Source organism: Flavobacterium bernardetii, assembly GCF_011305415.1.
Taxonomy (GTDB): Bacteria; Bacteroidota; Bacteroidia; order Flavobacteriales; family Flavobacteriaceae; genus Flavobacterium; species Flavobacterium bernardetii.
In genome coordinates this window covers 121,780-146,295 of the sequence record NZ_JAANOQ010000002.1, presented here as the reverse complement: position 1 = coordinate 146,295, position 24,516 = coordinate 121,780, and the positions used below count along the sequence as shown (strand labels likewise).

17 protein-coding genes and 1 tRNA gene are annotated in these 24,516 nt (G+C 31.1%); 3 read left to right on the top strand and 15 right to left on the bottom strand.

Annotated features, from left to right (window positions below):
- Position 1 precedes the first annotated feature (1 nt).
- From G6N05_RS05550 to G6N05_RS05540, 3 genes are all read right to left on the bottom strand, one after another.
- Positions 2-445 (bottom strand): hypothetical protein, encoded by a 444-nt coding sequence (locus G6N05_RS05550; RefSeq protein WP_166125589.1) that lies wholly within the window; start codon positions 443-445, stop codon positions 2-4.
- A gap of 164 nt (positions 446-609) precedes the next feature.
- Positions 610-1,902, bottom strand: a complete 1,293-nt coding sequence (locus G6N05_RS05545) for an HTTM domain-containing protein (protein ID WP_166125588.1) — start codon at positions 1,900-1,902, stop codon at positions 610-612.
- Entirely contained in the window at positions 1,899-2,882 is a 984-nt protein-coding gene (locus tag G6N05_RS05540) for a bifunctional riboflavin kinase/FAD synthetase (RefSeq protein WP_317167475.1), read from the bottom strand. The genes G6N05_RS05545 and G6N05_RS05540 overlap by 4 nt, the downstream gene beginning before the upstream one ends.
- Positions 2,883-2,989: 107 nt before the next feature.
- On the opposite strand from G6N05_RS05540, the gene G6N05_RS05535 reads away from it, so the two are divergent.
- Entirely contained in the window at positions 2,990-5,818 is a 2,829-nt protein-coding gene (locus G6N05_RS05535) for a zinc-dependent metalloprotease (protein ID WP_166125587.1), read from the top strand.
- Between the two features lie 857 nt (positions 5,819-6,675).
- Here G6N05_RS05535 and G6N05_RS05530 read toward each other — a convergent pair.
- The 7 genes from G6N05_RS05530 to G6N05_RS05500 form a co-directional block, all read right to left on the bottom strand.
- Entirely contained in the window at positions 6,676-8,727 is a 2,052-nt protein-coding gene (locus G6N05_RS05530) for a M43 family zinc metalloprotease (protein WP_166125586.1), read from the bottom strand.
- Between the two features lie 172 nt (positions 8,728-8,899).
- On the bottom strand, positions 8,900-9,553 hold the full coding sequence (pth, locus tag G6N05_RS05525) for an aminoacyl-tRNA hydrolase (protein WP_166125585.1): 654 nt from the start codon (positions 9,551-9,553) through the stop codon (positions 8,900-8,902).
- Positions 9,554-9,625: 72 nt separating this feature from the next.
- A complete protein-coding gene (locus tag G6N05_RS05520) occupies positions 9,626-11,731 on the bottom strand; it encodes a peptidylprolyl isomerase (protein WP_166125584.1) in 2,106 nt (701 codons plus the stop codon).
- A gap of 81 nt (positions 11,732-11,812) precedes the next feature.
- Entirely contained in the window at positions 11,813-12,004 is a 192-nt protein-coding gene (locus G6N05_RS05515) for a hypothetical protein (protein WP_166125583.1), read from the bottom strand.
- Between the two features lie 3 nt (positions 12,005-12,007).
- The gene (gene lptC / locus G6N05_RS05510) at positions 12,008-12,556 is read right to left on the bottom strand and encodes an LPS export ABC transporter periplasmic protein LptC (protein ID WP_225875130.1); all 549 of its coding nucleotides are present in this window, start codon (positions 12,554-12,556) and stop codon (positions 12,008-12,010) included.
- Positions 12,557-12,560: 4 nt separating this feature from the next.
- Entirely contained in the window at positions 12,561-13,814 is a 1,254-nt protein-coding gene (locus G6N05_RS05505; RefSeq protein ID WP_166125581.1) for a hypothetical protein, read from the bottom strand.
- On the bottom strand, positions 13,807-14,541 hold the full coding sequence (locus G6N05_RS05500) for a type III pantothenate kinase (RefSeq protein WP_166125580.1): 735 nt from the start codon (positions 14,539-14,541) through the stop codon (positions 13,807-13,809). The genes G6N05_RS05505 and G6N05_RS05500 overlap by 8 nt, the downstream gene beginning before the upstream one ends.
- 121 nt (positions 14,542-14,662) lie before the next feature.
- Between G6N05_RS05500 and G6N05_RS05495 the strand changes: the two genes are divergently transcribed.
- Both G6N05_RS05495 and G6N05_RS05490 read left to right on the top strand, forming a co-directional pair.
- A tRNA-Phe gene (locus G6N05_RS05495) sits at positions 14,663-14,735 on the top strand.
- A gap of 82 nt (positions 14,736-14,817) precedes the next feature.
- Entirely contained in the window at positions 14,818-16,017 is a 1,200-nt protein-coding gene (locus G6N05_RS05490) for a site-specific integrase (protein ID WP_166125579.1), read from the top strand.
- Here the strand turns inward: G6N05_RS05490 and G6N05_RS05485 are convergent.
- The 5 genes from G6N05_RS05485 to G6N05_RS05465 are packed head-to-tail and all read right to left on the bottom strand — an operon-like array spanning position 16,009 to position 24,481.
- Entirely contained in the window at positions 16,009-17,958 is a 1,950-nt protein-coding gene (locus G6N05_RS05485; RefSeq protein ID WP_166125578.1) for a hypothetical protein, read from the bottom strand. The genes G6N05_RS05490 and G6N05_RS05485 overlap by 9 nt on opposite strands.
- Positions 17,936-20,110, bottom strand: coding sequence for a hypothetical protein (locus G6N05_RS05480; protein WP_166125577.1), 2,175 nt, complete (start codon positions 20,108-20,110; stop codon positions 17,936-17,938). Before G6N05_RS05480 ends, G6N05_RS05485 begins: the two co-directional genes overlap by 23 nt.
- A gap of 5 nt (positions 20,111-20,115) precedes the next feature.
- Positions 20,116-20,508: a hypothetical protein gene (locus tag G6N05_RS05475; protein WP_166125576.1), complete on the bottom strand. Its 393-nt coding sequence runs from the start codon at positions 20,506-20,508 to the stop codon at positions 20,116-20,118.
- Positions 20,505-24,002 carry a phage tail tape measure protein gene (locus G6N05_RS05470; RefSeq protein ID WP_166125575.1) on the bottom strand — a complete coding sequence of 1,166 codons (3,498 nt, stop codon included), beginning with the start codon at positions 24,000-24,002 and terminating at the stop codon, positions 20,505-20,507. Before G6N05_RS05470 ends, G6N05_RS05475 begins: the two co-directional genes overlap by 4 nt.
- Positions 24,002-24,481, bottom strand: a complete 480-nt coding sequence (locus G6N05_RS05465) for a hypothetical protein (protein ID WP_166125574.1) — start codon at positions 24,479-24,481, stop codon at positions 24,002-24,004. The genes G6N05_RS05470 and G6N05_RS05465 overlap by 1 nt, the downstream gene beginning before the upstream one ends.
- Between the last annotated feature and the right edge of the window lie 35 nt (positions 24,482-24,516).

Here is a 24,516-nt window from a genome sequence, read left to right as displayed (position 1 = left end):
TTTATGTTTTTGATATTGCAGGAACATCTTTCCAATATTGCATGATTACAAAAGAACCAATTAATGACGAGGCAATTCCTTCAAAAAACAAAACTGCTGAATACTTAATTAGGTTAGTTTTTCCAGTAAAAAAGAAAGTGTCTGATAATGTTGCCAAATAACTCTCACCACCTTTAATGTAAACGAAAACAATTAACCCAACGATTCCTAAAACCACTCCAATAATTCCTGTTTTAAAGCCAGAAACTAAATTTTCTAGATATTCGGTTGTTCCGTTTGCATAGTTGTTTTTGATGGTTTTCCAAATTCCGAAAAGCACAATGAAAGCGTTTAAAATTCTAAGATAATTTTTATTGGCTAAACCAAACAAGTCCATTAGTAAGAAGAAAAGACCAATACCAATAAAGATTAAGATTCCGTTTTTAATTTCAACTTGATTTTTCATAAATAACGATTTTAATTGTTTTTAAATGAATTTTAGAATCGCATTTTTAACTCAAGAATGTTTTGCGATTTCATAGTAGATAATTTTTTGATACTTATAAAAGTACAAATAATTTTTTATCTATCTGATAATCAAGTTTGTTTTTAACTTTTGTTTTACAGAAATTAATTTAAATCTTGAAGTAAGATCCAATCATTGTGTCCGAAATAATCAAATTTAGCAGTTGCCATATCTGTTTTTTCGTCAATTAATTTATAGTAAGGTCTTCTGTTTATAGAAACGGAACATTCTACAAAAATTGAAATAGGTTTTTTAGCTTCTTTTTTTAATTTCTGACAATATTGCCAAATAAAATCAGGTGAATTACTTAAAATCTTGATTTGCTTTGGTGTTAATTCTGAAGCAAAATTATGATAGCGAATCACTCCTGTGTTTTTATCAACAATTTTTATACTTAAAATTCCTTTTCTTTCTCGAAGCATCATTCTCCATGCTAGTCTGTGACCTTCTTCGGTAAATAAAACATCGCCTTTTATGAAATGATGACGTAATGGCAAAATGATTTGTACGATAAAAAACGGCACAAAAAAGACAACAAATAATTTGGCATTGAAATTCTTATTAGTTAAAATTTCTTGTTCATTTTTTAAGAATTTCAGCGGAATCGAATCGTAAAGCAAAACGATAAAACTCAACGCTAAAAAAGGAAAAATTCCAATTTTCAAAGAATACGCATTAAAAAGATGAAATCCGAAAGAAGCGATAATGGCTAATTTTCTGGTTTTCTTCCATAACAAAGCAGGCATAATTAATAAATCGAATAGAATTCCAGCGTAAGCGTAAAAAAGCAAAAACCATTTCTGATTGAAAATTTCTAGTAGAAATTGACGTTGAGTAATTCCGTTTAAAAGAATTTTAGAGAAAGTTCCGTCTAACCAATCGGGATATAATTTAGCAATTGCTGCATAGAAATATAAAATTGCTAATTGAAAAATCAGCAAATATGGCATCCATCTTGGGATTTTGGTTTGTTTTATTTTGGGGAATAATTTCGCATCGATGCTTAATTTACCATTGGCTGGTAAAAAAACCATAATGATGGAAATGAGAATTAAAAAGTAATAGTGATTGTTGTACGATTCTTTTTGAATTAAATAAACTGCTGTCCACATAATTGTGAAAACTATCATCGCAAATCTGTAGAACAACCCTAAAGCGATAAGTAAACCTAAAATTCCCATAACGAAAAAGTACGAATACATTTTTTCGCCGTGTAAAAATTGCAGAAAATCGAAACCAATAAAGTTAAAAGTGAATTTACTTTTAACGAAAACCGCTTCTACCCAACCTAATAAAATAGCTCCAAAACCTTCCGCCATTATTAATAATCCTAGCAAAATTCTAAAAATTACTAATCCTGAATTATCAATGGTAGAAGAGAGCCACTTTTTTATCATTTTAAATTTTCAAAGTAATGAATCGTATTTTGTTTGTCTGATTCTATTTGTGTTTTTAAGGCATCGAAAGATTCAAATTTTTGTTCGTCTCTTAAACTTTCTAAAACATTGACTTGAATTTTCTGGTTGTAAATATCTTTATCAAAATTTAGTAAATGCACTTCAATTGATAATTTATTTTCACCTAAAGTAGGTTTCACGCCAATATTCATCATTCCGAAAACGGTTTGCTTCGCCTGTTCGCTATCGCTCGAGTCATTATTCACATTTGCGGTTACAATATAAACCCCATTTTTAGGAATCAATTTATAGTCTTCAGGAATTTCAATATTTGCTGTAGGAAATCCAATAGTTCTACCTAATTGGTTTCCTTTCACCACAATACCAGTTAAAACATAGGAGTAACCTAAATATTCATTGGCTAAAGCTACATTTCCATCTAAAAGCGAATTTCTAATTTTTGTAGAACTTACAGAAACTTCATTGATTTGTTGCGCTGAAATTTCTTCTACTTCGAAACCAAATTCTTTTCCGAAGTTGATTAAATCATTAAAATCCGCAGCTCTGTCTTTTCCGAATTTATGATCATGACCAATAATTATTTTCTGAATATTTAATTTTTCAACTAAAACTTGAGTAACAAATTCTCTTGGTGATAATTCCGAAAAAGTTTTATCAAAAGGATGAATTATAAAATTTTGAATGCCTTTTTTCTCTAATAAAGCAGACTTTTCTTCAATTGTATTTAATAATTTAATATCATAATTATTCGACACAATCAATCGTGGATGTGGAAAAAAAGTAAGAATTACACTTTCTAAACTCTCACTATTAGCAACTTTACAAATTTTATCCAAAATAGCATTATGTCCAATATGAACCCCGTCAAAAGTACCTAAAGTAACTATTGTTTTTTTGGTAGCGGTAAAATCAGTTATAGAATTAAAAACTTTCAAAATAGTTCTTTTTTTTTTTTGCAAAAGTAAGTTTTTTAGATGAATATACGAGAAATAGTTAAAATGTTAATATTTAGGTTTTTAGAAAAAAATAGTTTATTTTTGTTCTAAATAATTAAACCTACTTAAAAATGAAAAAGACATTACTTTATTGTTTTTTCACTATTTTCACTGTAACATGTGGATTTAGTCAAACAGAAAAAGCATGGAAAAAAGTTGATGGAACTGGAAACTTGGTTTTACACAAAGCTGTAAAAAGAGCTACTTTTCCTGAAGACTACAAATTGTTTCAATTAGATTTACCAACCGTTAAACAAGCCTTGTTTAGTGTTATTGGTAACGAATCTAAAAAAAGTGAAGGTGTAGTAATTGCACTTCCTAATGCAGATGGGAGCATAGAACATTTTAGAATGTTTGAAGCTTCTAACTTTGATGCAGAATTACAAGCACAATATCCAGAAATTAGAGCATTTGTTGGAAAAGGTATTGAAGATGCTTATTCTCAAATTTGTTTAAGTATAGATCCTAATGGTATACAAACTATGGTGTTTAGAACAGACAAAAGAAATGAGTTTATGGAAAAATATACTGCAGATGGTTCAACTTATGCTGTATATAAATCAGGTAGATCAAAAGGAAAATTACCTTTTACTTGCTCTACTGATGACAAAGCTATGGCTTCTGAAATCTCTAAAACATTTGAAACTAACAGAAACAGTACTGCAACGCTATTAACGTTTAGATTAGCAATGTCATGTACAGCAGAATATGCAAACTTCTTTGGAGCAACTAGTGCTGCTCAATTCAATTTAGTTTTAGCTGCTTACAATGCAACTATGACTAGAGTTAATGGTATTTACAGAAAAGATTTTGCAATCCAAATGAACATTGTGGCCCAATCTTCAAATGTAGCATATTACAATCCTGCAACAGATCCTTATTCTGCATCAGCAGTTGGTACAGATCCAAATAACACAAATAATAACCTAGGTTGGAATATTCAATTACAAAACACACTAAGTTCTAGTCTTACTGGAGCCGCAACAACTTTGGCTGCAAATAATGCTGCTTATGATGTTGGTCACTTATTTGGTGGCGATGGTGGAGGTGGAAACGCTGGTTGTATTGGTTGTGTTTGCACAAATGATGTTGCAGGTGACAACAAAAACAAAGGAAGTGGATACACTTCTCCATCAAGTGCTATCCCACAAGGTGACACATTCGATATCGATTATGTAGCTCATGAATTAGGACATCAATTTGGTGGAAACCACACATTTACACATAGTACAGAAAATAATCCAGCTAATTATGAGCCAGGTTCTGGTTCTACTATTATGGCATATGCTGGTATTACTTCAAGAGATGTTCAATCTAATTCTGATGACTATTTCCATGCTATTAGTATTTCACAAATTCAAACAAATATGGCATCAAAGTCTTGTCAGACAAGTGTTGCTATAACTCACGGAACTCCTGTTGTAAATGCTGGTGCTAACTACACAATTCCACGTAGTACACCATTTGCTTTAACTGGTTCTGCTACTGATACTGGCGGAGGAGCATTAACTTACTGTTGGGAACAATACGACGAAGCAGCTACAAATGCAGAACTTTGTGGTGACGGAACTCTTCCAGGAGATACAGATTGTATTCCTGTTGGAACAAAAACTGCTGGACCGGTATTTAGAAGTTATGACCCAACAGCATCTCCTACAAGATATTTCCCAAACATGACATCTGTGTTAGCTGGTTCAACAACTACAACTGGTGCAGAAATTACTGTTGAAGCTTTACCTTCTGTAGCAAGAGCGTTAAATTTCAGATTAACTGTTAGAGATAACGTTGCTGCAGGCGGACAAACAAATTTTGATGACGTACTCGTAACTGTTGCTAATATTGCTCCATTAAATGTTACTTCTCAAAACACTACAGGGATTGTATACCCAGTAGCTTCTTCACAAACTGTTACATGGACTAGTGCTGGAAACAGTACAATTGCTGGTGGCGCAAATGTTGATATTTTATTCTCTAATGATAATGGAGCAACTTGGGCATATACACTAGCAACTGCTACTACAAATGACGGTACACATACTGTGACATTACCTGCTGGAGTTTCTGGAGCTTACTGTAGATTTATGGTTAAAGCAAATGCTAATATTTTCTTTAATGTTACTACAAAAGCTTTTGCTGTTGGAGATTATGTTTACCAAACTCAAAATGCTTGTACTGATTATGTTCTTAATTTAGGAAGCATTGCTATTCCTGAAAATGACCAACAATTCACTGGATACGGTATTGCTGTTCCAGATATTTTTACTTTGACAGATACAAACATTAAAGTTGAACTTACACATAACGATATTGGTTCAGTATTTGTAGCCGTAAGACCTGCACACATAGCAACTGGAGTTACTCAATTCTTTAATGGTTCTTGTGATGGTACTGCAAATATGAACTTAAATTTTGATACATCTGGAGCGGTTTTAAACTGTGCAGCTTCAACAAGTGGAGCAAATACTATTCCCCCTGTTGCAGCATCTGTTACTGCGATTAATGGATATAACGGAAATTCTGGTACTGGTACATGGTATATCTTTTTCACAGATATTAATCTTGATGGAAATGTAGGTACATTTGAAAAAGCTACTTTTAATCTTTGTAAATCTGAATTAGTTCCTGTATTGGCAAATGAAAACTTCACAGGTTTAGATAACTTTAGTTTATATCCAAATCCAAATAATGGTAACTTTACTATTAAGTTTAACTCAAACACAAACAACCCGATTGATGTTATTGCACATGATATTAGAGGTAGACAAGTTTACACTAAATCATTTGAAAACAACTCTTTCTTTAATGAAGAGATTAAGTTAAATAATATTGAAGCTGGAATTTACATTATTACTATCCAAGATGGTGATAAAAAAGAAGTTAAGAAAATTATTGTTGAATAATTAGTTTCTTATAAAATAGAAAAGCAACCTTTATGGTTGCTTTTTTTTTGGATAAAATTCACTTAAAAAAGGACATGTTTAAATAACAAAAAAAAGAATTATAAAGCTATAAAACAGAAGTCAAAAGATAATCTGCGATAGAAAAAAACAGCAAGTTATTAAGACAAGTATTTTATAAAAAATAATGTTTGAAACTTTAAATTTAAGCATTGACATAAAGTTTAAAAAACTAAGTAACGTAAGCATAATCAATTTAACAAAGAGGTTTAAAGAATTAACATTCTACAAAATTTAAATGATTAAAAACATTACTAATCACATGAGAAATAAAGAATTGAGCAAAACTAAAAACAAGTTGTAAAACAGAAGTTTAATGGCGTGATACCGAATTCAGACATTATACTACAATAATATTATTGACTTTTTACGATTAATCGCTTTCAATATTATTCAATTTAAAATCATACTCTTCATGAAATATTTTCGATAAAAAACATTTCAGACTATAAAAATTATTACTAACGAAAATCATGTTATATTATAAAACTTGTAACACAAAATCAACAACTAATATATTCTGGTGAAATTAGCAAACTAATGCCGTAAATGCTTTAAAAACTACATTATAACGTCTATAACATTAAAACTTCACATCATAACAATGCAATATATTTATAAAAAAAGAACCTATATGTTTCAACAAAACAACTAAGATATTAACAACAAAGAGATGGGCATAACATTTGAAAGAAAATAAATTATAAGTATAATTTAACTACCAAAAATTCATAAAAATTAGTGTATAAAAAAAGGATTGGTATACACCAATCCTTTTTCATTATATAAAATTATAAAAATTATTCTTTGATAAAACGTAATGTTTTGCTGTATTCTCCAATTGTTAAATTAATAAAATACATACCAACTTGGTAGTTATTTGTATTAATAATTAAATCATTTTGAGAAGAAACTTTCTTAGAAGTAATTTTTTGACCAATAGCATTATATAAATCAAATTTACCATTTACATCTAAACCTTGAGGAACAGAAATTGTTACCATCTCTTTTGCAGGATTTGGATACAAAGAAATTGTATCAAATAAATCAAAAGATTGAGAAGATAATGAATTGTTTGTAAATGAAGTTACTTCATTAGTTGTAAAAACACCACCAGCTACAATTGTAACAGCACCAGAATTTGTAGTAATACTATAAGTTCCAGGATCAATTCCATCACCATAAGAATCTAATATTGTGAATGTATAACATCCATTTACTGGTAAAGGCCAGTTTTGTACAATTGGCGCAGGAGTTTGTCCAGCAGCTAAATTAGTGTAAGGTCCACCGCTATACAAAACCGTTCCAGCAGCATTTTTAAGATTCCATGTAGTTTCAGCACCAAATCTATCTCCTTGTAAAGTATAAGTAAAGTTAGTGTACTCATAATTAGTTGGAACTGTTGGCGCAGAAAAAGTAAATGTTTTTGAAGAAGTGTTATTTGTAGCTCTTTGATCAGCACCACCGTTAGCAGAAGCTATAGAAACATTTAAAGTACCTGTATTTTGTACTGTTGAAAACGAAACTAATGCATATTTATTTGGCGCTAAATTTCCAGTCCAGTTAACAGGTGTATTTGCACCACCATTTACATTATAATTAATTGTTGCAGAAGTTAAATTAGCAGTTCCTCTATTATATAAATATACTTGATGTTGATTAGCAGGCGTACAAGGATTAGAAGCACCTGAAGTACAATAAGCTTCAATTTTAACTTCACCATCATTAGCAAATAATGGAATAGCAATATCTTTCGTTGAAGTTTTTAAAGACGATCTTCTTGGAGAGTTATTCATTACCGTAGTAATTCTAGTTTTCTGACCAGTAGTAAATATATTCATACAAGTATCATCAGTATAATCCATATAATTCTCAATCATATCATTTAAGGGCACTGAAGGACATGAATTAGTTCCTGCTGGACAACCACCATTAGGTCCACCTGCAGCAGGAGTATCCGCCACGAAATCTTCATTAGTAGCTACGTTAGTAGTTCCTGAACAAGCGTCATCACCCCAAATATGTCTTAAACCCACAAAGTGACCCACTTCATGTGTCATTGTTCTACCTCTATCAAAAGGTGCTTGAAAAGCTCCAGTTGTTAAAGCTGAGCTTCCAAAAAATCTATAACCTGCAACAACACCATCCGTATTTGCAGTATTTACAGCCATCGTTAAACCAGATAAAGTTGAGGCAAATGGAAATTGTGCATAACCTAACAAAGTACCATCTGTAAAATTAACAGACCACATATTCATATACTGTGTTGCATCCCAAATAGTTGTCGGCTTTACAATTGCATCAATATCAGCTGTAGACCATGAATTTTCACATAAATTAATTCTATTAATACCATTTGTAGGATTTCCATTTGGATCAACTTTTGCCAAAACGAATTCAATTTGAGTATCAGCTCCAACTGGATTTGAATTAAAACCTGGAGTTCCTGACATTTTTCTAAAGTCTTGATTCATTACTGTAATTTGAGACTGAACTTGCTCATCAGTAATATTTTCATTTGTACCATAAGCATCACCGTTATGAATTACGTGAACTACCACAGGTATATAAATGATTCCACCACTTTGAGATGCCACTTCTTGGATTGCTTTTTGCTCTTCAATTTTTTGAGCCATCCAATTTTCAAATTGTTCAACAGATTCCATTTTAGGATATTGCTCTCTTAAATATTGCTCATATTCAGTAGTAGCACATCTGATGTGTCCTGAGGGAGTAATGTTTTTAGGATCTACTTTTTTCCCAAAAACCGTTCTATCACCAGATTTATTTTGTGCGAAAACAACGCTACTAAAACAAATGAATAATGATAAAATTAAAGTAATTTTTTTCATTTTATTTATATAATTGGTTAATTAAAAGCAAATATAATAATAAAAAAAATAATTTCATAACATTAAACCAAAATTGGTATTGTTATTTATCATTACCAGTTAAATGCATTACAAAAAGAAGTTTGCAATTATTTTTATACTTTAATCAACCAAAAAATAAAAATAAATAGACCTATTTCCCGTTAAATAGATTCATTGTATTATTAAGACCCGCCAAAGCAAAAGATATTATTATCTCTGAAGAAACACTTAGCCTTTCTTTCAAACTTTCTTTTTCTTCCAAAGACCATTCCCCTAAAACATAATCAACTTGCTTGCCTTTTTTGAATGCATCACTAATTCCAAATCTAAAACGAGGATACTCTGTAGAATTTAACAATAACTGTATGTTTTTAAGTCCATTATGACCTCCGTCAGAACCTTTTGTTTTAATTCTAATACTTCCAAAAGATAAATTTAAATCATCTGTAATTACAAGCATATTGTCTTTTTCAATATTTTCTTTTTCTAACCAATATTTTACGGCTTTTCCGCTCAAATTCATATAAGTATTTGGCTTTAACAACAACACTGTTCTTCCTTTAATTTTAAATTCAGCAACTTCACCTAATTTTTGGGTTTGAAAAGAAATACTTTCTTGATTGGCGAAATAATCTAACACTTTAAATCCAATATTATGTCTGGTATTAACATACTCAGCACCTATATTTCCTAAACCAACAATTAAAAATTTTTTCATTTCCTGATTATCATTTGAATTAATTTCTTCTAACTTAGTTTTGGAAGACAATCCAAAAAAGCGAAGTATAGTATTTAATACACTCATTTTTATTTTCATTTACAAAAATAAAAAAAGGGCTGAAAAACTCAGCCCTTTTTTTATTTTTCAATTTTATTTTTAGAATTTACCTCTATTGTCAACAATATCAGCTTTATCTTTTAAGCCTTGAACAACTCTGTAAGGAGCTGAACCTTTAGTTTGTTGATTCAATTGATCAATTTGAGTTTTATAATCTTTTACAGCAGGAGCTTTTGTTAATGTTTTAGTTCTCACCATATATAAACCTGAATTCCCTTCTATAACTTTTGATGTTTTTCCAGAATCTAAACCTAAAGCTACACCAACAACTTTTGGCTCGTAACCTAAGTTTGGAATAACAGGAGAAGCCATTGAAGCACCAACTGCAGGAGAAATTGTTGAACCTGTTGCCTTAGAAACAGATTCTAAAGTAGTACCAGTCATTTTCTTTTTAAGTATAGCCGCTTTTTTCTCATTTTTAATTAATGGCTCAACTGATTGCTTAGCTAATTCTAATGGTAAAAGACCATCGTCATTTTTAGCTTTCAATTTCACAATTGCAAAACCAAGATTAGCAATATCAAATCGTTTTACATCATTAATATTTGTATCTTCATTGAAAGACCAAGTTACAATTTGTCTTTGTAAACCTAAGTTAGCAACATTTTCATCATAAGCTTTTACACTTGCAGCAGGAGCAATAGTTAAACCAGCCGTTTTAGCAGCTTTTTCAAGTCCGTTTGCCATTGCATCAGATTCGATTTTTAACGCTTTATTATAATTAGCATCTTCTGTTTGTTCTGAAGGCTGTACTTTTAAAGCAACAGTAGCTAATAATACAGCATCATTCTTACCATCAACTTTCATTACGTGGAAACCAAAATCTGTTTCAACTACTCCTGTTTTTCCAACTGGGTTACCAAATAAGAAATCATCGAATGGTTTAACCATTTGTTTTGGAGCAACATTATCATAAACTCCACCATTTTGTTTCGAACCTTGATCATCAGAATTGATCATTGCTAACATTCCAATACTTGATGGATTAGCATTAACTTGTGCTAATAAACCTTCCGCTTTAGCTTTAGCTTCTTCTTTAGTTAACTTAACAGATGGCGCAGCTTGCATCGCACCTTTATATGCAATTAAGATATGGCTTACTTTTGCAGTAGCTCCAGATTTTCTTCCAGCAACTCTTGATAATTTAGAATATCCGTTATCAGTATATGGTCCGAAAACTTGTCCAGGTGCTAAAGCGTATAATTGTTCAGCAAATTGTGGGTTGATATCTTTTTTAGCAACGTAAGTAGAATCAAATTTGATTTCAGAATATTTATTAACGTAATCTGCTAAATTTGTCGCAGCACGGAACGAAGAAATTGTATCATTCTTACCGTTTTTCATTTCAATTTTACCGTTAACAAAACCATCAATTTTAGATTTCATTGCTGCTTCATCAGCTGCAGATGGTTTGTTTTCAACTAAAACATATTCTACTGATCTTGTATTGTCTGATTTGAATTTTTTAGGATTCTTTTTCATGTAAGCGATAATTTCCTCATCAGTTACTTTAACTTGGTCATCACTTACAGTAGAAAATGCTAATGCTACGTAATCGAAATCAACTTTATTGTTATCTCTTTCGTATTTTAATTTACCTTCTGCTTTAGTAGTATAAACACTTGATTTAATCAATGTATTATACATTTGCTCTTTAGCGAAATCTTCAATTTGAATTTCGTATGCTTTCCATTGATTCCATTGTGTTTGGTCTGGAGCACTTTGTAAAGAATTGATATATTCTGCAAATTTTTTATCGTCAAATTTACCAGCAGCATTTAAAAACTGAGGGGATTGTGATAATTGCGGATCATTTTTGATTACCGCCATTAATTGCTCTTTTCCAAGTAACAAACCAATTTTATCATATTGTTCAGATAATAATGCTTTTCTTACTTCTTGATCCCAAACTGAATTTAAAGCTTGAGTTCCGCTAATTCCTTGTTGTTGTTTTTCAACATTAGCTACTTTACCCATGAATTCTTGGTATTCAAATTTTGTTCCATTGATAGAACCAATGTTGTTTGAACCTCCACTAAATCCACCACTTTTAATTACATCTGCTAATACAAATGAAAATAATGCTAATGCTATGATTAGGACTAATAAGATAGAACGCTGTCTAATTTTTGATAAAATTGCCATTTTTATATTGAGTTATTTTTTTGTTCAGTGGGCGAAAATACAATTATCTATTTAATAATAAAATAGTATTGCATATTTTTTTTACTTGTTTTCCTGATTGTTTTCCATTTTCTTTAAAAAACTTCTTCTAACGAAGTACATAATTATAAATCCAACAGCAATAATTGCTTGTAATCCATAATCTTGTTTATTGAAAATTTTATATATTACAGATATTGAAAACACAATGGCTGCAATTAAATATAAGTATTGAGAATATTTGTAGTACTTCATCTTTTATTTATTCATGTTATTAACTTCTCCGTTATTGTTTTGCATGTTGAAAATTTTAAAATCTTTACTAAAGTCTATTCCAACACCTTGCAAAAAACTTCCATCTGCATCTTTAAACTTAAATGGTTCTTCTGTAAAAAACCATTCGTTTTTTTGATCAAAATACAATTGACTGGTTTCTAAAACTTTACCATCAAAAGTAGCGATTTTCACATTTCCAATTAAATCGATAACTTCAGTTCTCTTGTAAGAAATAGCTTTATCAGCTACAACGGTTGTTCTATTCCCATTATCATCATAAAGCGTAACTAAAACAGCTTTTGGAAATTCCACGAATGGATTTTTAGCTGTAGAATAATCAACCATTTTCAAACTTTGCACGGTTGATTTCACTTTACCCGAATCAGTATATTTTAAATTAATTGAATCCGCTTCTCCTGTTGGAACAAATGAAGTTTTATAAATTCGTTGTACATCCTTTAAATTACTTTCACAGCTTTGCAAAACCAAAACCAAAGCAAGAACAAGTATATAGTCAACAAACTTTTTCATTTTATTAATTATATAATGTTTTTCTAAACCATTTATCATTGAAAATTAATCCAATATTAATTGAAAAATAATCTTCTTTAACCAATCCGTTACTTGTAGTTCCTCTTGTTCCGTATTCTGCACCAACATTTAAACTAGAAAATGATCCAGTAATTGGGAATCCAAAACCTAAAGTTGCAGATCTATCTTTAATTGCAGAATTATTAATTACTAAACCTGTATTTTCAAATTTGAAACCACCGCGATAAGTAATTCTTGCTAAATAACTATTATATGAATCGAATTTTGGGATAATAAAACCACCAATAGCAACTCTAGTTGCATTTTCATATGATACATTTGAATAATTGTCGAATCTATTAATTTGACTTCCAGTTCCTGAAAAAGTAATATCTCCTCCAACAAACCATTTTCTGTTTCCTACACCAGCACCAATTGCTAATTTTGAAGGCACATTAAGGTTAGTGTCAACCACATTTAATTCTGTATCCAAAGTAACTGGAACTGCAGTTCCATTATCCGATAAAGATATTAAAGAAATATACCTTTTATTATCAGATGTTAATTTAGCTTCAGGTGAATAAACTAAACTAGATGTGAAATTTAATTTACTATTTAGTTTTGTATTATATATAAAACCTGCATTAAAAGCTACACCTGACAAAGACGATTCATTAATTTCTCTTGTACCAAGTTGAACTTTATTTTCAAATTTTTGTGATTCTGTATTTATAGTACCAAATAAATATTGCACATCCAAACCAACACTGAATTTAGAATTAATTTTATATCCAGAACCTAAATACACTTTACTAACTCCACCTCTTCCCATATATCTACTAATAGTGTTATCTCCTAACCTATTGTCATTCACAAATCTATAACCTACTGAACTTTGTGGCAATAATCCAACAGAAACACCCAATTTTTTTGAAACAGGGAAACCCATAATCAAATAATCAAATGTTGATTTTTGTGCTTTCTCTGTATTTGAAGCAGAATTCAATTTATAAAATGAACTTGTAAGACCTACTTGAAAAGTTGTTACGATTTGGTTAGAAAATGAAGCTGGATTTAGTACATTAATGTGTGTACTATCAGAATAAACACTAATCCCTCCTGTATTAACAATATCGTTTGTTCCTTTAAATTTAGTACTTCCAATTCCGTAAAAAGAATATGGAGAAGGTGTGTTTTCTTGTGCAAAACCGAAATTCGCAAGTAGTATAGTAACTATTAAGGCAATTTTTTTAATCATTTTGTAAACTGTAAGTGTATAATTGTTGTAAACTTTTTAATAAGAAATTTTCATCGGCAAATATGACACTTTTTAATCGATTAGCCAAAAAATTAGCGTCTCCGCCTGTTAAAATTATTGTAAATTGTTCGTTTTTAACAGAATATCCGGAAAGAAAGCCTTCAATTTCGTTACACAAACCATTTACTACCCCTGAATGAATGGCTTCTTCTGTATTGTTACCAATAAAACTTTCAGGGTATTTTTTTGTTAATAAAGGAAGTTTTGCAGTAAAATTATGAAGTGATTCATATCGCAAACGCAAACCAGGAGAGATGGCTCCTCCTAAATACTCCTTCTTATTAGTCACAAAATCATAAGTCACACAAGTTCCTGCATCTATAATCAACGTATTTTGGTTCGGATACAACAAAACTGCTCCTGCAGCCAAAACCATCCTGTCTACACCTAAAGTTTTTGGAGAACCATATAGATTTTTGAACGGAAAAGTGGAAGCATGACTTATTTCAAGCAAATTCAAATGACTTTTTAACCACAAAATATCTGTTTCATCCAGTTTTCCCACAGAAGAAAGCACTGAATTTGTACAATCTGGATATTTTTTTAAAATATTTTTAAAATTATTTTTAAGCTCATTTTTTTGAAAAACAAACTTCTCAACCAAGTTAACCTGTTTAAAAACAGCGACTTTGATGTTTGTATTCCCTACATCAATTGTAAGTATCATATCAGAATATTAGAATTGCAAATGTACGAAATTGATTTTTTTTATTTTTTATTTTGGAAAATATAAAAATGGTTCTATATTTGCACCCGCAATAAGGAAGTAATATTACTTATTTATTCAAGGTACCTTAGCTCAGATGGTAGAGCAATGGACTGAAAATCCATGTGTCCCTGGTTCGATCCCTGGAGGTACCACTTTTTTAAAATTCTCAAGCGCACAGCAAGCAGGTTAACCCCTGAGAACTGTGCGCTTTTTTATTAATTTAATTTTATAAACATGAGAATTTTAAACACCAAAACCGACATTTTCGACACACAAATTAGCACAAAAAAATTATTTGTGCCAATGAAACATAAATTTACACTTCGAAACTACATCAATAAAGAAGGAGAAGCTTTATTGTATTTAAAAGTCAACCACAAAAATGAGCTTGAAAGAATTCCGCTAGGTTTGTACGCTAATCCAAAAAACTGGAACCAGGATAAAAGCAGAATGACTGATAATTCACAAAAAAGTCAGGATCTTAATCTTATTTTAGAAAACATTGAAAGTAAAATAACTGCCATCAAAACTACTTACAGACTAAGTGAACGATTTTTGACTGTAGAAAACTTTGTATATGAATTTCATCACGGAATCCCGAGAATTGACTTTGTAGCGTTCTGGTCCTCTCAATTAGATCTACAAAAAGAAATAGTTCATAAGAATACACACAAAAAAGAGAAAAGTGTACTGAAAAAATTTAGAGAATTTAAACCTCGAGTAATGTTTACTGATTTAGATTTTGATGTGATTTTAAAATTTAAAGCATTCATGATCAAAAGAAAAATGCTCGCAACAAGTATAAATTCAAATTTAAAGGTTCTGAAAAAATACTTGAAAATTGCTGAAGAAGCCGGCATAAAAATGCCTTTAAACATTAGAGCTATAAAAATAGGATCTACAAATGGAAATCGGAACTATTTAAATGAAGAGGAATTAAAGAAGCTTAACAGATATTTCCATTCTGAATTTATTAATGAAACTTACCGAATTCCGTTAGCTTTATTTTTAACATCCTGCTTTACTGGATTAAGAATTTCGGACATGCAACAAATAGAATTAAAAAATATAGTTGATGGAGCTCTTAAATTCACATCTATAAAAACTAAAAAGAATCAAAATGTAAAGCTTAATAAATATGCTTTACAAATACTTGAAGCATGTCCAGAAATGCTAGTAACAAAATTTACAGATCAATACATTAACAGAATTTTGAAAGATATTTGTAAAGACCGGAATATTAATAAAATAGTAACTTTTCACGTTGCAAGACACACATTCGCTACAAACTATTTAAAACAAGGTGGAAAAGTAGAAGTTTTACAAAAAATCCTAGCCCACAGCAATATTAAAGAAACTATGATTTACGTTACTATATTGCAAGAGGACCAGGATAAAGAAATACAATTTATGGATAATATGAATTTAGACTAAAGTTTCTGTTTTTGCAGAAATTTTCCAATACATGTGATTAATCCTTTCTTGTTCAATTTCTGTGAAAATATGATAGTTATTATAAGCATATATTAAAGACTGTGCTGTGATTTCTCTAAATTTTTCAACCGACATAATAAAATCCCATTGATATGTTTTTGAATTAATTAGAAAATTTAGCCAGTCTTTATAATCATTTTCACAAATTTTTGGAATAAGCATGTTTGAATTCTCATAACAAACAGGAATTTCAGGCTCTTCGTCATCATCCAAAGAAATTCCGTTATAAAACACAAGTCTTAATTTACTAATTTCATCATCAAAAGCAAATGCAGTCTTTATTTCGGTTCTTTGAACTACAGGATAAGGCAAAGCATCAATTGATATCTGAATTGTATCTTTTTTAGTTTGATAATCATTTATAATAATGCCATCTGAATCAATATAAGCAGAATCATACTTATATGTTTCATGAGTTTTTCCATCAGCAAAAAATAATTCATACGATCTCGAATCATTATTTGTAATTAATGGTTCTTCGACTTCTTTTTCTGATAGTTTTATAGCTTGATTTCTATCAAGCTGATTAACAACGTAATTCATGTAAACAACATTGCCAACTGGAGTCATGTCTAATTTTTTCCAAACCATTAATCTTTCAATCAATTCCCCAAATGTCATATCAGGAACAACCTGTGTTAAATTCACTTTGTTTCTGTCTAAAATGGAAAGTATAGGAGAATTATCAGGATTCCTATATCTTAAAGGAATGACTTTCATATCAATTGTATAAGGATAATCTGCAGAAGGAGGAAAGAATGTTGAATTTCGTATAGCCTCTTTTTTTTCAAATCGTAAAATATCTCCAGCTTCAAAAGATACAGCTATATCAATGTTTTTAGTTGGATGTGTCCAATAATAAGAACTAAGACTACCACTTGTTAAATCGGTATCAGCATTTTTAACATAATTCAAAATAGTAGTAGTAACTCCACCACTTATTTTGGTAATTTTATATCTTAAATCAGTAATAAAAAGAAAAGGGAGTGGGTTTTTAAACCTTTTCACTTGTACTGATTTTGTTTGTCCAAATAACAAATAATCACCTTTTTTTTCAATTACAATTTCTTTGAAGAAATTAACCACTTCGACACTGAAAGGATAATTATCAATTGGAACTAAAGGATCTGTAGAAACATAATCACCAACTTCTATTTTAAATGGAATTTCATCTCCTTTTCCTGTTTTTTCAAAATAATCTCCATCACGACAAATTAAAGCTTTTTGAAAATCTGTTATATTCATAATATCACCTTGTAGGTCGTAACCATCAGCTTCAAATCCTTTTTTAACAACATGAAGTAAATAAGGAAGTGGCTGCATGATATTTTTAATACGATCAGTATTTGTTCCTGGTGCTAAATCACTCTCAACAAAGCTTCCATCTACATATTTATTTAATATTTTTTCAAATTGATAAAATTCAGGGCTTTCCGGATCATATTTGTCCGTATGAATCATAGGAAAATTATGTGAAACCGCTGGATAATCTTGCGTAATCACACTCAAAGCATGAGTTTTAATATTTGAAACCACAAAATTATCAAGAGGTAAATCCTTCAATTGTTTATCAAAAACCGTAAAACCCTCGAATCCTGAATAAATCATACATGACACAAATTTTCCTTTTGTCTCCTGGACTTTCAAAGTAGCAGAATTCAACATGCCATCTCGATATAACTTTCCTTCAAATTTTACTAATCCATCAACTGCATTATAATGAATTGAGTTTGAAATTTTAGCCCATTCATTCCATGGAATATTAAAAGGAAATGAATAATCTGAATTAATTTCTGTTTTAAACCAAATATTCTCGCTGTTAAAAGTAATTTTTAAGTGAGATATATCTATTTTAAAATCATTGTGGATAAACTGTAGCATTAGCGTCTTCTAAAATATTAAATTCAACATCATAACTATTATCTTCTTTAAATGTATCTGAAGGAGTCATTTTAGTAGAAGTAGAATCTACCAATAAATATCTTCCTGAAGGATCATTAAATGCACACCATACTTTTTTGCTTTTTATTATCGTATCAATTATTTTATGATCTGAAGGCAACAATTGGCCAGTATTAATTATCAACGATTGATTGTTTGAAGAATCAACTTTTTTATTTCTTTCAAATAATTTAGCAAAAACCTTATTGGTAATATGAGTGTAAGCATTGTTTACACGTACTCTTCCTGAAAATTCGAACGGTTCAATTACTCCATTATCATTTTCAAATAAGAAGTAAGTACTGTCATAACCTTCAGCTAACACTAAAAATCTTTGAATTCTAGTTTCCAAATTATTAAGAACCTGAATTTCTATTGTATCACCAAAACGGAAATTATTGTCAAAACGGAAATAAGAATAAATTATTTTTTCAGGAACTGATGCAAAAGAAAGCACATTCGTTTCTTCAATTAAATTTCCGTTTTTAAAAACTCGAATTAGTGGGTTTCCCAAATGAGTGAAAGCAATTCCAATTACAGATTTAGGTGTAATTCTACTAACCTCTTGTTGCATCACCGTTAATAAAGACAATTGATTTTCTGTAACATAAGGTTTATGGCCTTTGATGAATTTGATTAAATCAATGGATCCTGAACGGATAACATCATCACTAGTATAATTTTTTTGAACAAAAGAAACTGAAACTTCAGCTGGAGCATATTGCAGTTTTGTGTAATTTCCTTCTCGCAAAGGAACAACATCCTGTAAGTTTTCAATTTCTTCAAGTAACTGATGAATAATAGTTCCAATGTGGAAATCTCCGATTCCTTTAAACAATGGCAGTTTATATTGTCTTGTATATGGAATTTCTTCATATAAATTCAAACTGAAAATTTTAATTCCCAGTTCAATTTCAATAAAAGTTGGATCCACTTCATCTGAATTAAAATCAAGGTAATCTAAATCTTGAGTAAAAAACAATTTACCAGGAACAAATGGATAAGTTACAAAATCATGAAGAATTAAATGCACCTGAACTGTTTTAGTCTCGGTATCATTTGTAAATTCTAAATTAAAATTATAATTACCTGCAGGTAAATGATTATAGTTTAATGCCTGAAGGAACACATCAGTTGTTCCAGAACCACTGTTTTGAGAAACACCCAACCATTCCGGCAATGCCGTGTTGATATTCCAAGGTGTTGGAGATATTGTATTAACAACTATTGGAACTGGAGCTGTAGCATTTCTGTAAACTTCAAAAGTAACATCAGTTGGATTTACATAAAAAGCTGAAGGATCATTAAATATTTCAAGCTGTATGTTAACCACTTTTGAAAGTCCAGTTCCGTAATTTAAAGTAGCTGTGAAATTATGAATACCAATTGATAAACCTGAAATCCCTGAATCAAAAGACAGTTCTAGCTTTGAATAATTAGTTGCTGCTGTTACAGTATAAAGTAATAAAGGATCACTAACGGCAACAGTAAAAGGAACATTATGGTAAACAAAAACGTTTTTTGCTGCAGGAAGAACTCCACTTAAATTATAAGAATAATACAAATAATTAATAAGCATCAAATCCCAAGTGTAATCTAAAAATTCAACATCAGTATTTACAACTTCTAATTGAAAATACATTCCTTGTGAAATAATATCTTCACGAACATTTGTTGCAGGATTAATTGCTGATATTTTATAAATTGCTGTTGCGAAATATGTACCTAATGATAATAAATGAAAATTAACAAAAGGATAACTAATTGTTTTCTCGTAAAAAGTTAAACCACCCTCAGTAACTGGAGTTCCAATAGAACCTACATGAACAGAACCACCACCAACTTGAACCCATTGCGCTGCAGAACCACAATCTACATTTATATGTAATAAAAAAGATGTATAACCCGTATATGCCGGCATTAATTCATAAGCCGGAATTCTAACTTTTATTGGAGTAGAATTAAAAAAAGGTGTTCCAACCTTCCAGACTCTTTTAAAGACCGATGAAGGAGTCCATTCCCAAAAAATTGTAGTTGCAGAATTAACTGTATTAGAAACATTTCCGCTATTATTTGATACAACTATTGACATATTATTTATTTAACTGATTTCACATAAATCCCGTAAATGTCAAAAGATTCAACTTTAACAGGATTAAAATTTACAATTATTAATTTTTCATTTATTACCATGGTTACTTTGGCATCATTAACAATTACTTGAGATACATTTAAATTACTATAACCACTTTTTATGCAATTAAAAATCTCTTTATTATCGGTTATTAATTCCACAGCTGCAGTTGTAGTAGTCAAATCTACTCCTTGCATAATTTGTGCAACATCTCCAGTAATTATTAAGTTCGGAATAACAATATCTTCAGTAAGAATATTAATCAATAATGTAAACAATTGATTTAATGAAGTGTTTAAAAGAGGATCTGCAAACACTTCATTTTCAGAGAATTTTTGGTAATATATTACACTCATTTTTTTCTTAATTTTTCGATTATTTCTAACTCTTGAAGTTTTTTTCTAATTCTTTTTGCCGTTGGTAAATCAAGTTCCAACCACGCTGCAATTCCTTCTTCTAGAATTTTTTGTAAAAGATTTGAGTTTCGCTCGATAACTTTTGCTAAAAACAATTCATTATTTGAAGATTGACCACCTGCAGAACCTAAATCAATATTATCTGAAGATTGAGATCCTGGTTTAATTTTTCCTGTACGTTTTCCTTCCACATATTCCATAATGCTAGGCATTGCTGGATCATTATCATAAAGAACATCTGCAGGAATGACATATTCGTCTTTATGTGTAACTCCTGCAATTTCATTTTTATTACCTCGAGTTGTAAAACCTCCTGTTTTATATCCTTTATCAGGTAAAGGCTGCCGGGCAATTGTAGCAATTTGCAAAGCTCCAAAAGCTCCAACAATTGCAGCCATTATTATTCCGCCCGGACCAGGAGTCGCTGCAAGAGCACCTGATATTGCCTGAGCAGTGTTAATTATTGCTTCAACGATAGCCATTGCTCTTTTACGTTTGGCCTGTTTATATTCTAAATCAGCTTTTTTACGATTTAATTCCTCATCAGCTTGAGCTATTCTTGCATTATAGACTTCTTGAGTGATGTATCCTTTTTCTAACTGATCTGCCAAAGCACGCTTCTTAGCATCAGTACTTTTTTGAAATTTCTGAAGAGTTCTGTTTTCTCCAGCTTCCATAAAAGCAAAGTATGCATTAAAAGCTTGTTTAAGAGCTCCTGCAACCATTTGTACAGCAGTTAGTTTTTCAGCAAAAGTGTCTAAACCATCAAAAAGAGCCTCCCATTTCCCAGCATCAAATCCAAGAATATCAACTCCAGTATTAGCAGCGTTATCAAAAGTTTTCGGACCTTCTTCTGATTCTGGGGGCTTTTTTAAACCTGAAATTTTATTTTGAACTTCTTCAAGATTTTTAAGAACCGCATCTCTTTCTTCATCTGAAAACAATTGGAATCCTGATTGAGCATCAAGAGCCATCAAAGCCTGAATCTGAGTAGCAATTTTCTCAAGATTAGCCTTCTCCATCTCATATTGTTCTTTGAGATGTTGTTCCTTAATCAATTTTTTGGCCTGCTCAAGTGTTGTAACTCGTTTAAGTTCGTCACTTGACATTGTCTCTGACAATAATGCCTTTGCCTCTTTTAAAGAGGTAATTCCATTTAACTCATAGTTTTGTTGAGTTTGTAGGTTTTTTAATTGGCGAGCATGTACTTCTTGCTCCTTTTTAAATTCTTCAGCTAAATATTTTTCCTGAAGCTGGGCAATTTTTAAATTTCTAGTTTGTTCTGAAGCTACAATTGAATCATTATAAGCCTTGTTAATTTCTAGTTTTTGATTTAATAAAGCCTGTAACCTTTGAGCTTCGTTATTATTTCCAGAATTTTTAGCCGCATCAATTTGATTTTGTAAATCCTTTAATTCTGATTCTTTGAAAAGATGAGATCTTAAATCTTCTATTTTCCTATCGTGCTCAAGATTAATTTTGGCTTTTTCCTTTTCATAACCATCAGCCATCAGATCCAATTGAGCATCTTGAAACGCACGTTGGGTGGCCAACAATTGTTTATCCAAAGCTTCACGTTCTTTTGCTTGAGCTTCTAAAAGCTTCTTTCTTTCTTCTGCAGCTTTTTTAGCCGCTTCTGCACGTTTTAAAGCATCTGATTTTTCATCAGCATTACCATTATCTTTAGTAGTTTCTTTTGTTTTAGTATTCCCTTCTGGATTACCAGGATCTCGAGTCCCTTTTACTTTAACTTCTCCTTTTAATTCAAATTTTTGAGACTTCCAACTTTCAAGTTTTTTCTTGATTTTGTCAACATCTAATCCCAAAGCTTCAAGCATAGGTGCGACATTTTCTATAATATTGGAAAGAGCAGTTAATAAATTGTTTTTTAATCCTATAAAAACATTTCCTATAATTTTTGCAGCGTTTTTCAAACCATCAGTTGCAGCGTCAAGCGCACCACCAAAATCACCTTTAAATAATTTAGTAATTACATTTATTCCTGTTTTTATAATGTTTCCAAAAAACTTGAAATAACCTCCAATAATTTCAAAAGCATTAGAAACAGTAAATTTAATTCCCTCCCATGCATTAGCAAAAACGATGGAAACTAAATCTATTATTGGCTGAATATCAGTTTTAAATTCTGCAATTCCTTCTAAGAAAGCGGCGAAGGCATCGATACCTGCAGTTTTGATTTTTGTCCAGGTATCACCAAAACCATCAATTTCAAATAGTTCAGCTTGAGCTTCATTTAAACGCTCATTTGCTAAACGTAAATCGTCTGTAGCCTTTGCGCTTTCAGACATATTTCTTTTAGCTGATTGAGCAACTGCATCAAGTATTTTTTGAGCACCACCTGCATCTTCTCCAGCTCCTCTGAAAACATCTGCAGTAAGTTGTGCTTGTTGTTGTTGAGATAGGCCAACCTCTTGAGATTTAACAGCAATTGCATCTAAAGCTTCTTTAGTGGTCATTTCTCCAGTACGAACTTTTTGCAAAATATCATTTGTAAAACTCGCACCAAATGCATTGATTAACGCATCTCTTGTTGATTTTGTTTGCTCTTTTAAAGATAAATCAGCCTCTTTTAACGCATCAGGAAGTTTATCATCATAAATCCCTAAATCGTAACCTGTATTAATTACATCAACAAATTGCTTTGCAGAATAACCTGCTTTTGCAAAAAATTCATCGTATTCGCCTAAAGAATTAAGAAACTCCCCATTCTGTGCACCTCCATTCGCTAAACCTTGAGCAATGATATCATTTGCTTCAGTCATGGAAATACCATACGTTTTGGCAAGGGAATTGGCTTTTTCCGCAATTTCGTCAAACTCTTTTCCGAAAGTTTCTGCAGTGGCAGCAACTTCCGATCTAACTTTAGACAATTCTTGAGAACTTACTCCAAGTGAACTTAGTTTGTTGTTCATTTCTGTAAGTCCGGCATTATAATCCCATAAAGCTTTAACACTAGCACCTAAAACAACTAATCCAGCAATTACAGCACCAATTGGAGTTGAAACAAATGCCAGTCCTGCTTTAGCAGATTCTTGTAAACCAGTTTTTAATCCATTAAGCCCTTCTTGAGCTTGTTTCATATTACCAGTTTTCAATCCCTCCCAAAGATTCCCGAATGCAGAACCTGCCGCATCCAGTTCGCCAGTCATTTCTTCAGCTGATTTTTTGGTGTCGTCAAATCCTTTTTTCACACCATAAATGTCTTTTTTAAATTGGGATTGAACTTCCTCAAGATCTTGATATTCTTTGTTTAATTTATCTAATTGTTCCTGATAGTCTTCAGCTCCTTTATTAAGTCCACGCATTTGCGCTCTTACTTTCGACATTTCACGAGTTACACCTGTTAAAGAATTAGTAACTTCTCTATCATTGATATATATATTAAGCCTTCTATTTACATTTTCTCCAGCCATTAGAAATCAATTTTAGATACAACAATTACAGCTCTATTTTCAGTTAAATCTGTAGCTAATTTTTCTAATGCTGGTTGTGCGTTTCTCATCGCATTTGCTAAATGACCATAAGCTTTATACCTGATTCCTTTACGGTGTGCAGATACAGAACCGCCAGAACGTGAAAAAGCATTAACCGTTACGGTATTTCCTTTAATATGACGAGAAAAAGATTTTACAGAACCTCCTGCTCTTGATACAGATGGCGTGGTTCCTGTTTTTGAAGATCCAAAATGATTTTTAAAAGAATAGTGTGGAGATGAAAGCGTTAGCCTATCTAAATTTCCATCGCGATATTTTGCTGAAACATTAGATTTTTCTGCTTTACCTGTTCTACGTTTAAAAGTAGATTTAATAGATGTGCGAAAAACAGCTCTTAAAGAACTGGCCGCTGCACTACCTGCTTTTTTTTCTAAAGAAGTAATATCTGTATTTTGCATGCTTTTTAATTTTGATGCAAATTCCCAATTATAGC

Excerpts from the sequence above, each read along its gene's own strand:
- G6N05_RS05530 (WP_166125586.1), bottom strand. The coding sequence starts at position 8,727 with ATGAAAAAAATTACTTTAATTTTATCATTATTCATTTGTTTTAGTAGC.
- G6N05_RS05535 (WP_166125587.1), top strand. The coding sequence starts at position 2,990 with ATGAAAAAGACATTACTTTATTGTTTTTTCACTATTTTCACTGTAACA.
- G6N05_RS05520 (WP_166125584.1), bottom strand. The coding sequence starts at position 11,731 with ATGGCAATTTTATCAAAAATTAGACAGCGTTCTATCTTATTAGTCCTA.
- G6N05_RS05490 (WP_166125579.1), top strand. The coding sequence starts at position 14,818 with ATGAGAATTTTAAACACCAAAACCGACATTTTCGACACACAAATTAGC.
- G6N05_RS05465 (WP_166125574.1), bottom strand. The coding sequence starts at position 24,481 with ATGCAAAATACAGATATTACTTCTTTAGAAAAAAAAGCAGGTAGTGCA.
- lptC (WP_225875130.1), bottom strand. The coding sequence starts at position 12,556 with ATGAAAAAGTTTGTTGACTATATACTTGTTCTTGCTTTGGTTTTGGTT.
- G6N05_RS05475 (WP_166125576.1), bottom strand. The coding sequence starts at position 20,508 with ATGAGTGTAATATATTACCAAAAATTCTCTGAAAATGAAGTGTTTGCA.
- G6N05_RS05505 (WP_166125581.1), bottom strand. The coding sequence starts at position 13,814 with ATGATTAAAAAAATTGCCTTAATAGTTACTATACTACTTGCGAATTTC.
- G6N05_RS05545 (WP_166125588.1), bottom strand. The coding sequence starts at position 1,902 with ATGATAAAAAAGTGGCTCTCTTCTACCATTGATAATTCAGGATTAGTA.
- G6N05_RS05480 (WP_166125577.1), bottom strand. The coding sequence starts at position 20,110 with ATGTCAATAGTTGTATCAAATAATAGCGGAAATGTTTCTAATACAGTT.
- G6N05_RS05485 (WP_166125578.1), bottom strand. The coding sequence starts at position 17,958 with ATGCTACAGTTTATCCACAATGATTTTAAAATAGATATATCTCACTTA.
- G6N05_RS05500 (WP_166125580.1), bottom strand. The coding sequence starts at position 14,541 with ATGATACTTACAATTGATGTAGGGAATACAAACATCAAAGTCGCTGTT.
- G6N05_RS05550 (WP_166125589.1), bottom strand. The coding sequence starts at position 445 with ATGAAAAATCAAGTTGAAATTAAAAACGGAATCTTAATCTTTATTGGT.
- pth (WP_166125585.1), bottom strand. The coding sequence starts at position 9,553 with ATGAGTGTATTAAATACTATACTTCGCTTTTTTGGATTGTCTTCCAAA.
- G6N05_RS05470 (WP_166125575.1), bottom strand. The coding sequence starts at position 24,002 with ATGGCTGGAGAAAATGTAAATAGAAGGCTTAATATATATATCAATGAT.
- G6N05_RS05515 (WP_166125583.1), bottom strand. The coding sequence starts at position 12,004 with ATGAAGTACTACAAATATTCTCAATACTTATATTTAATTGCAGCCATT.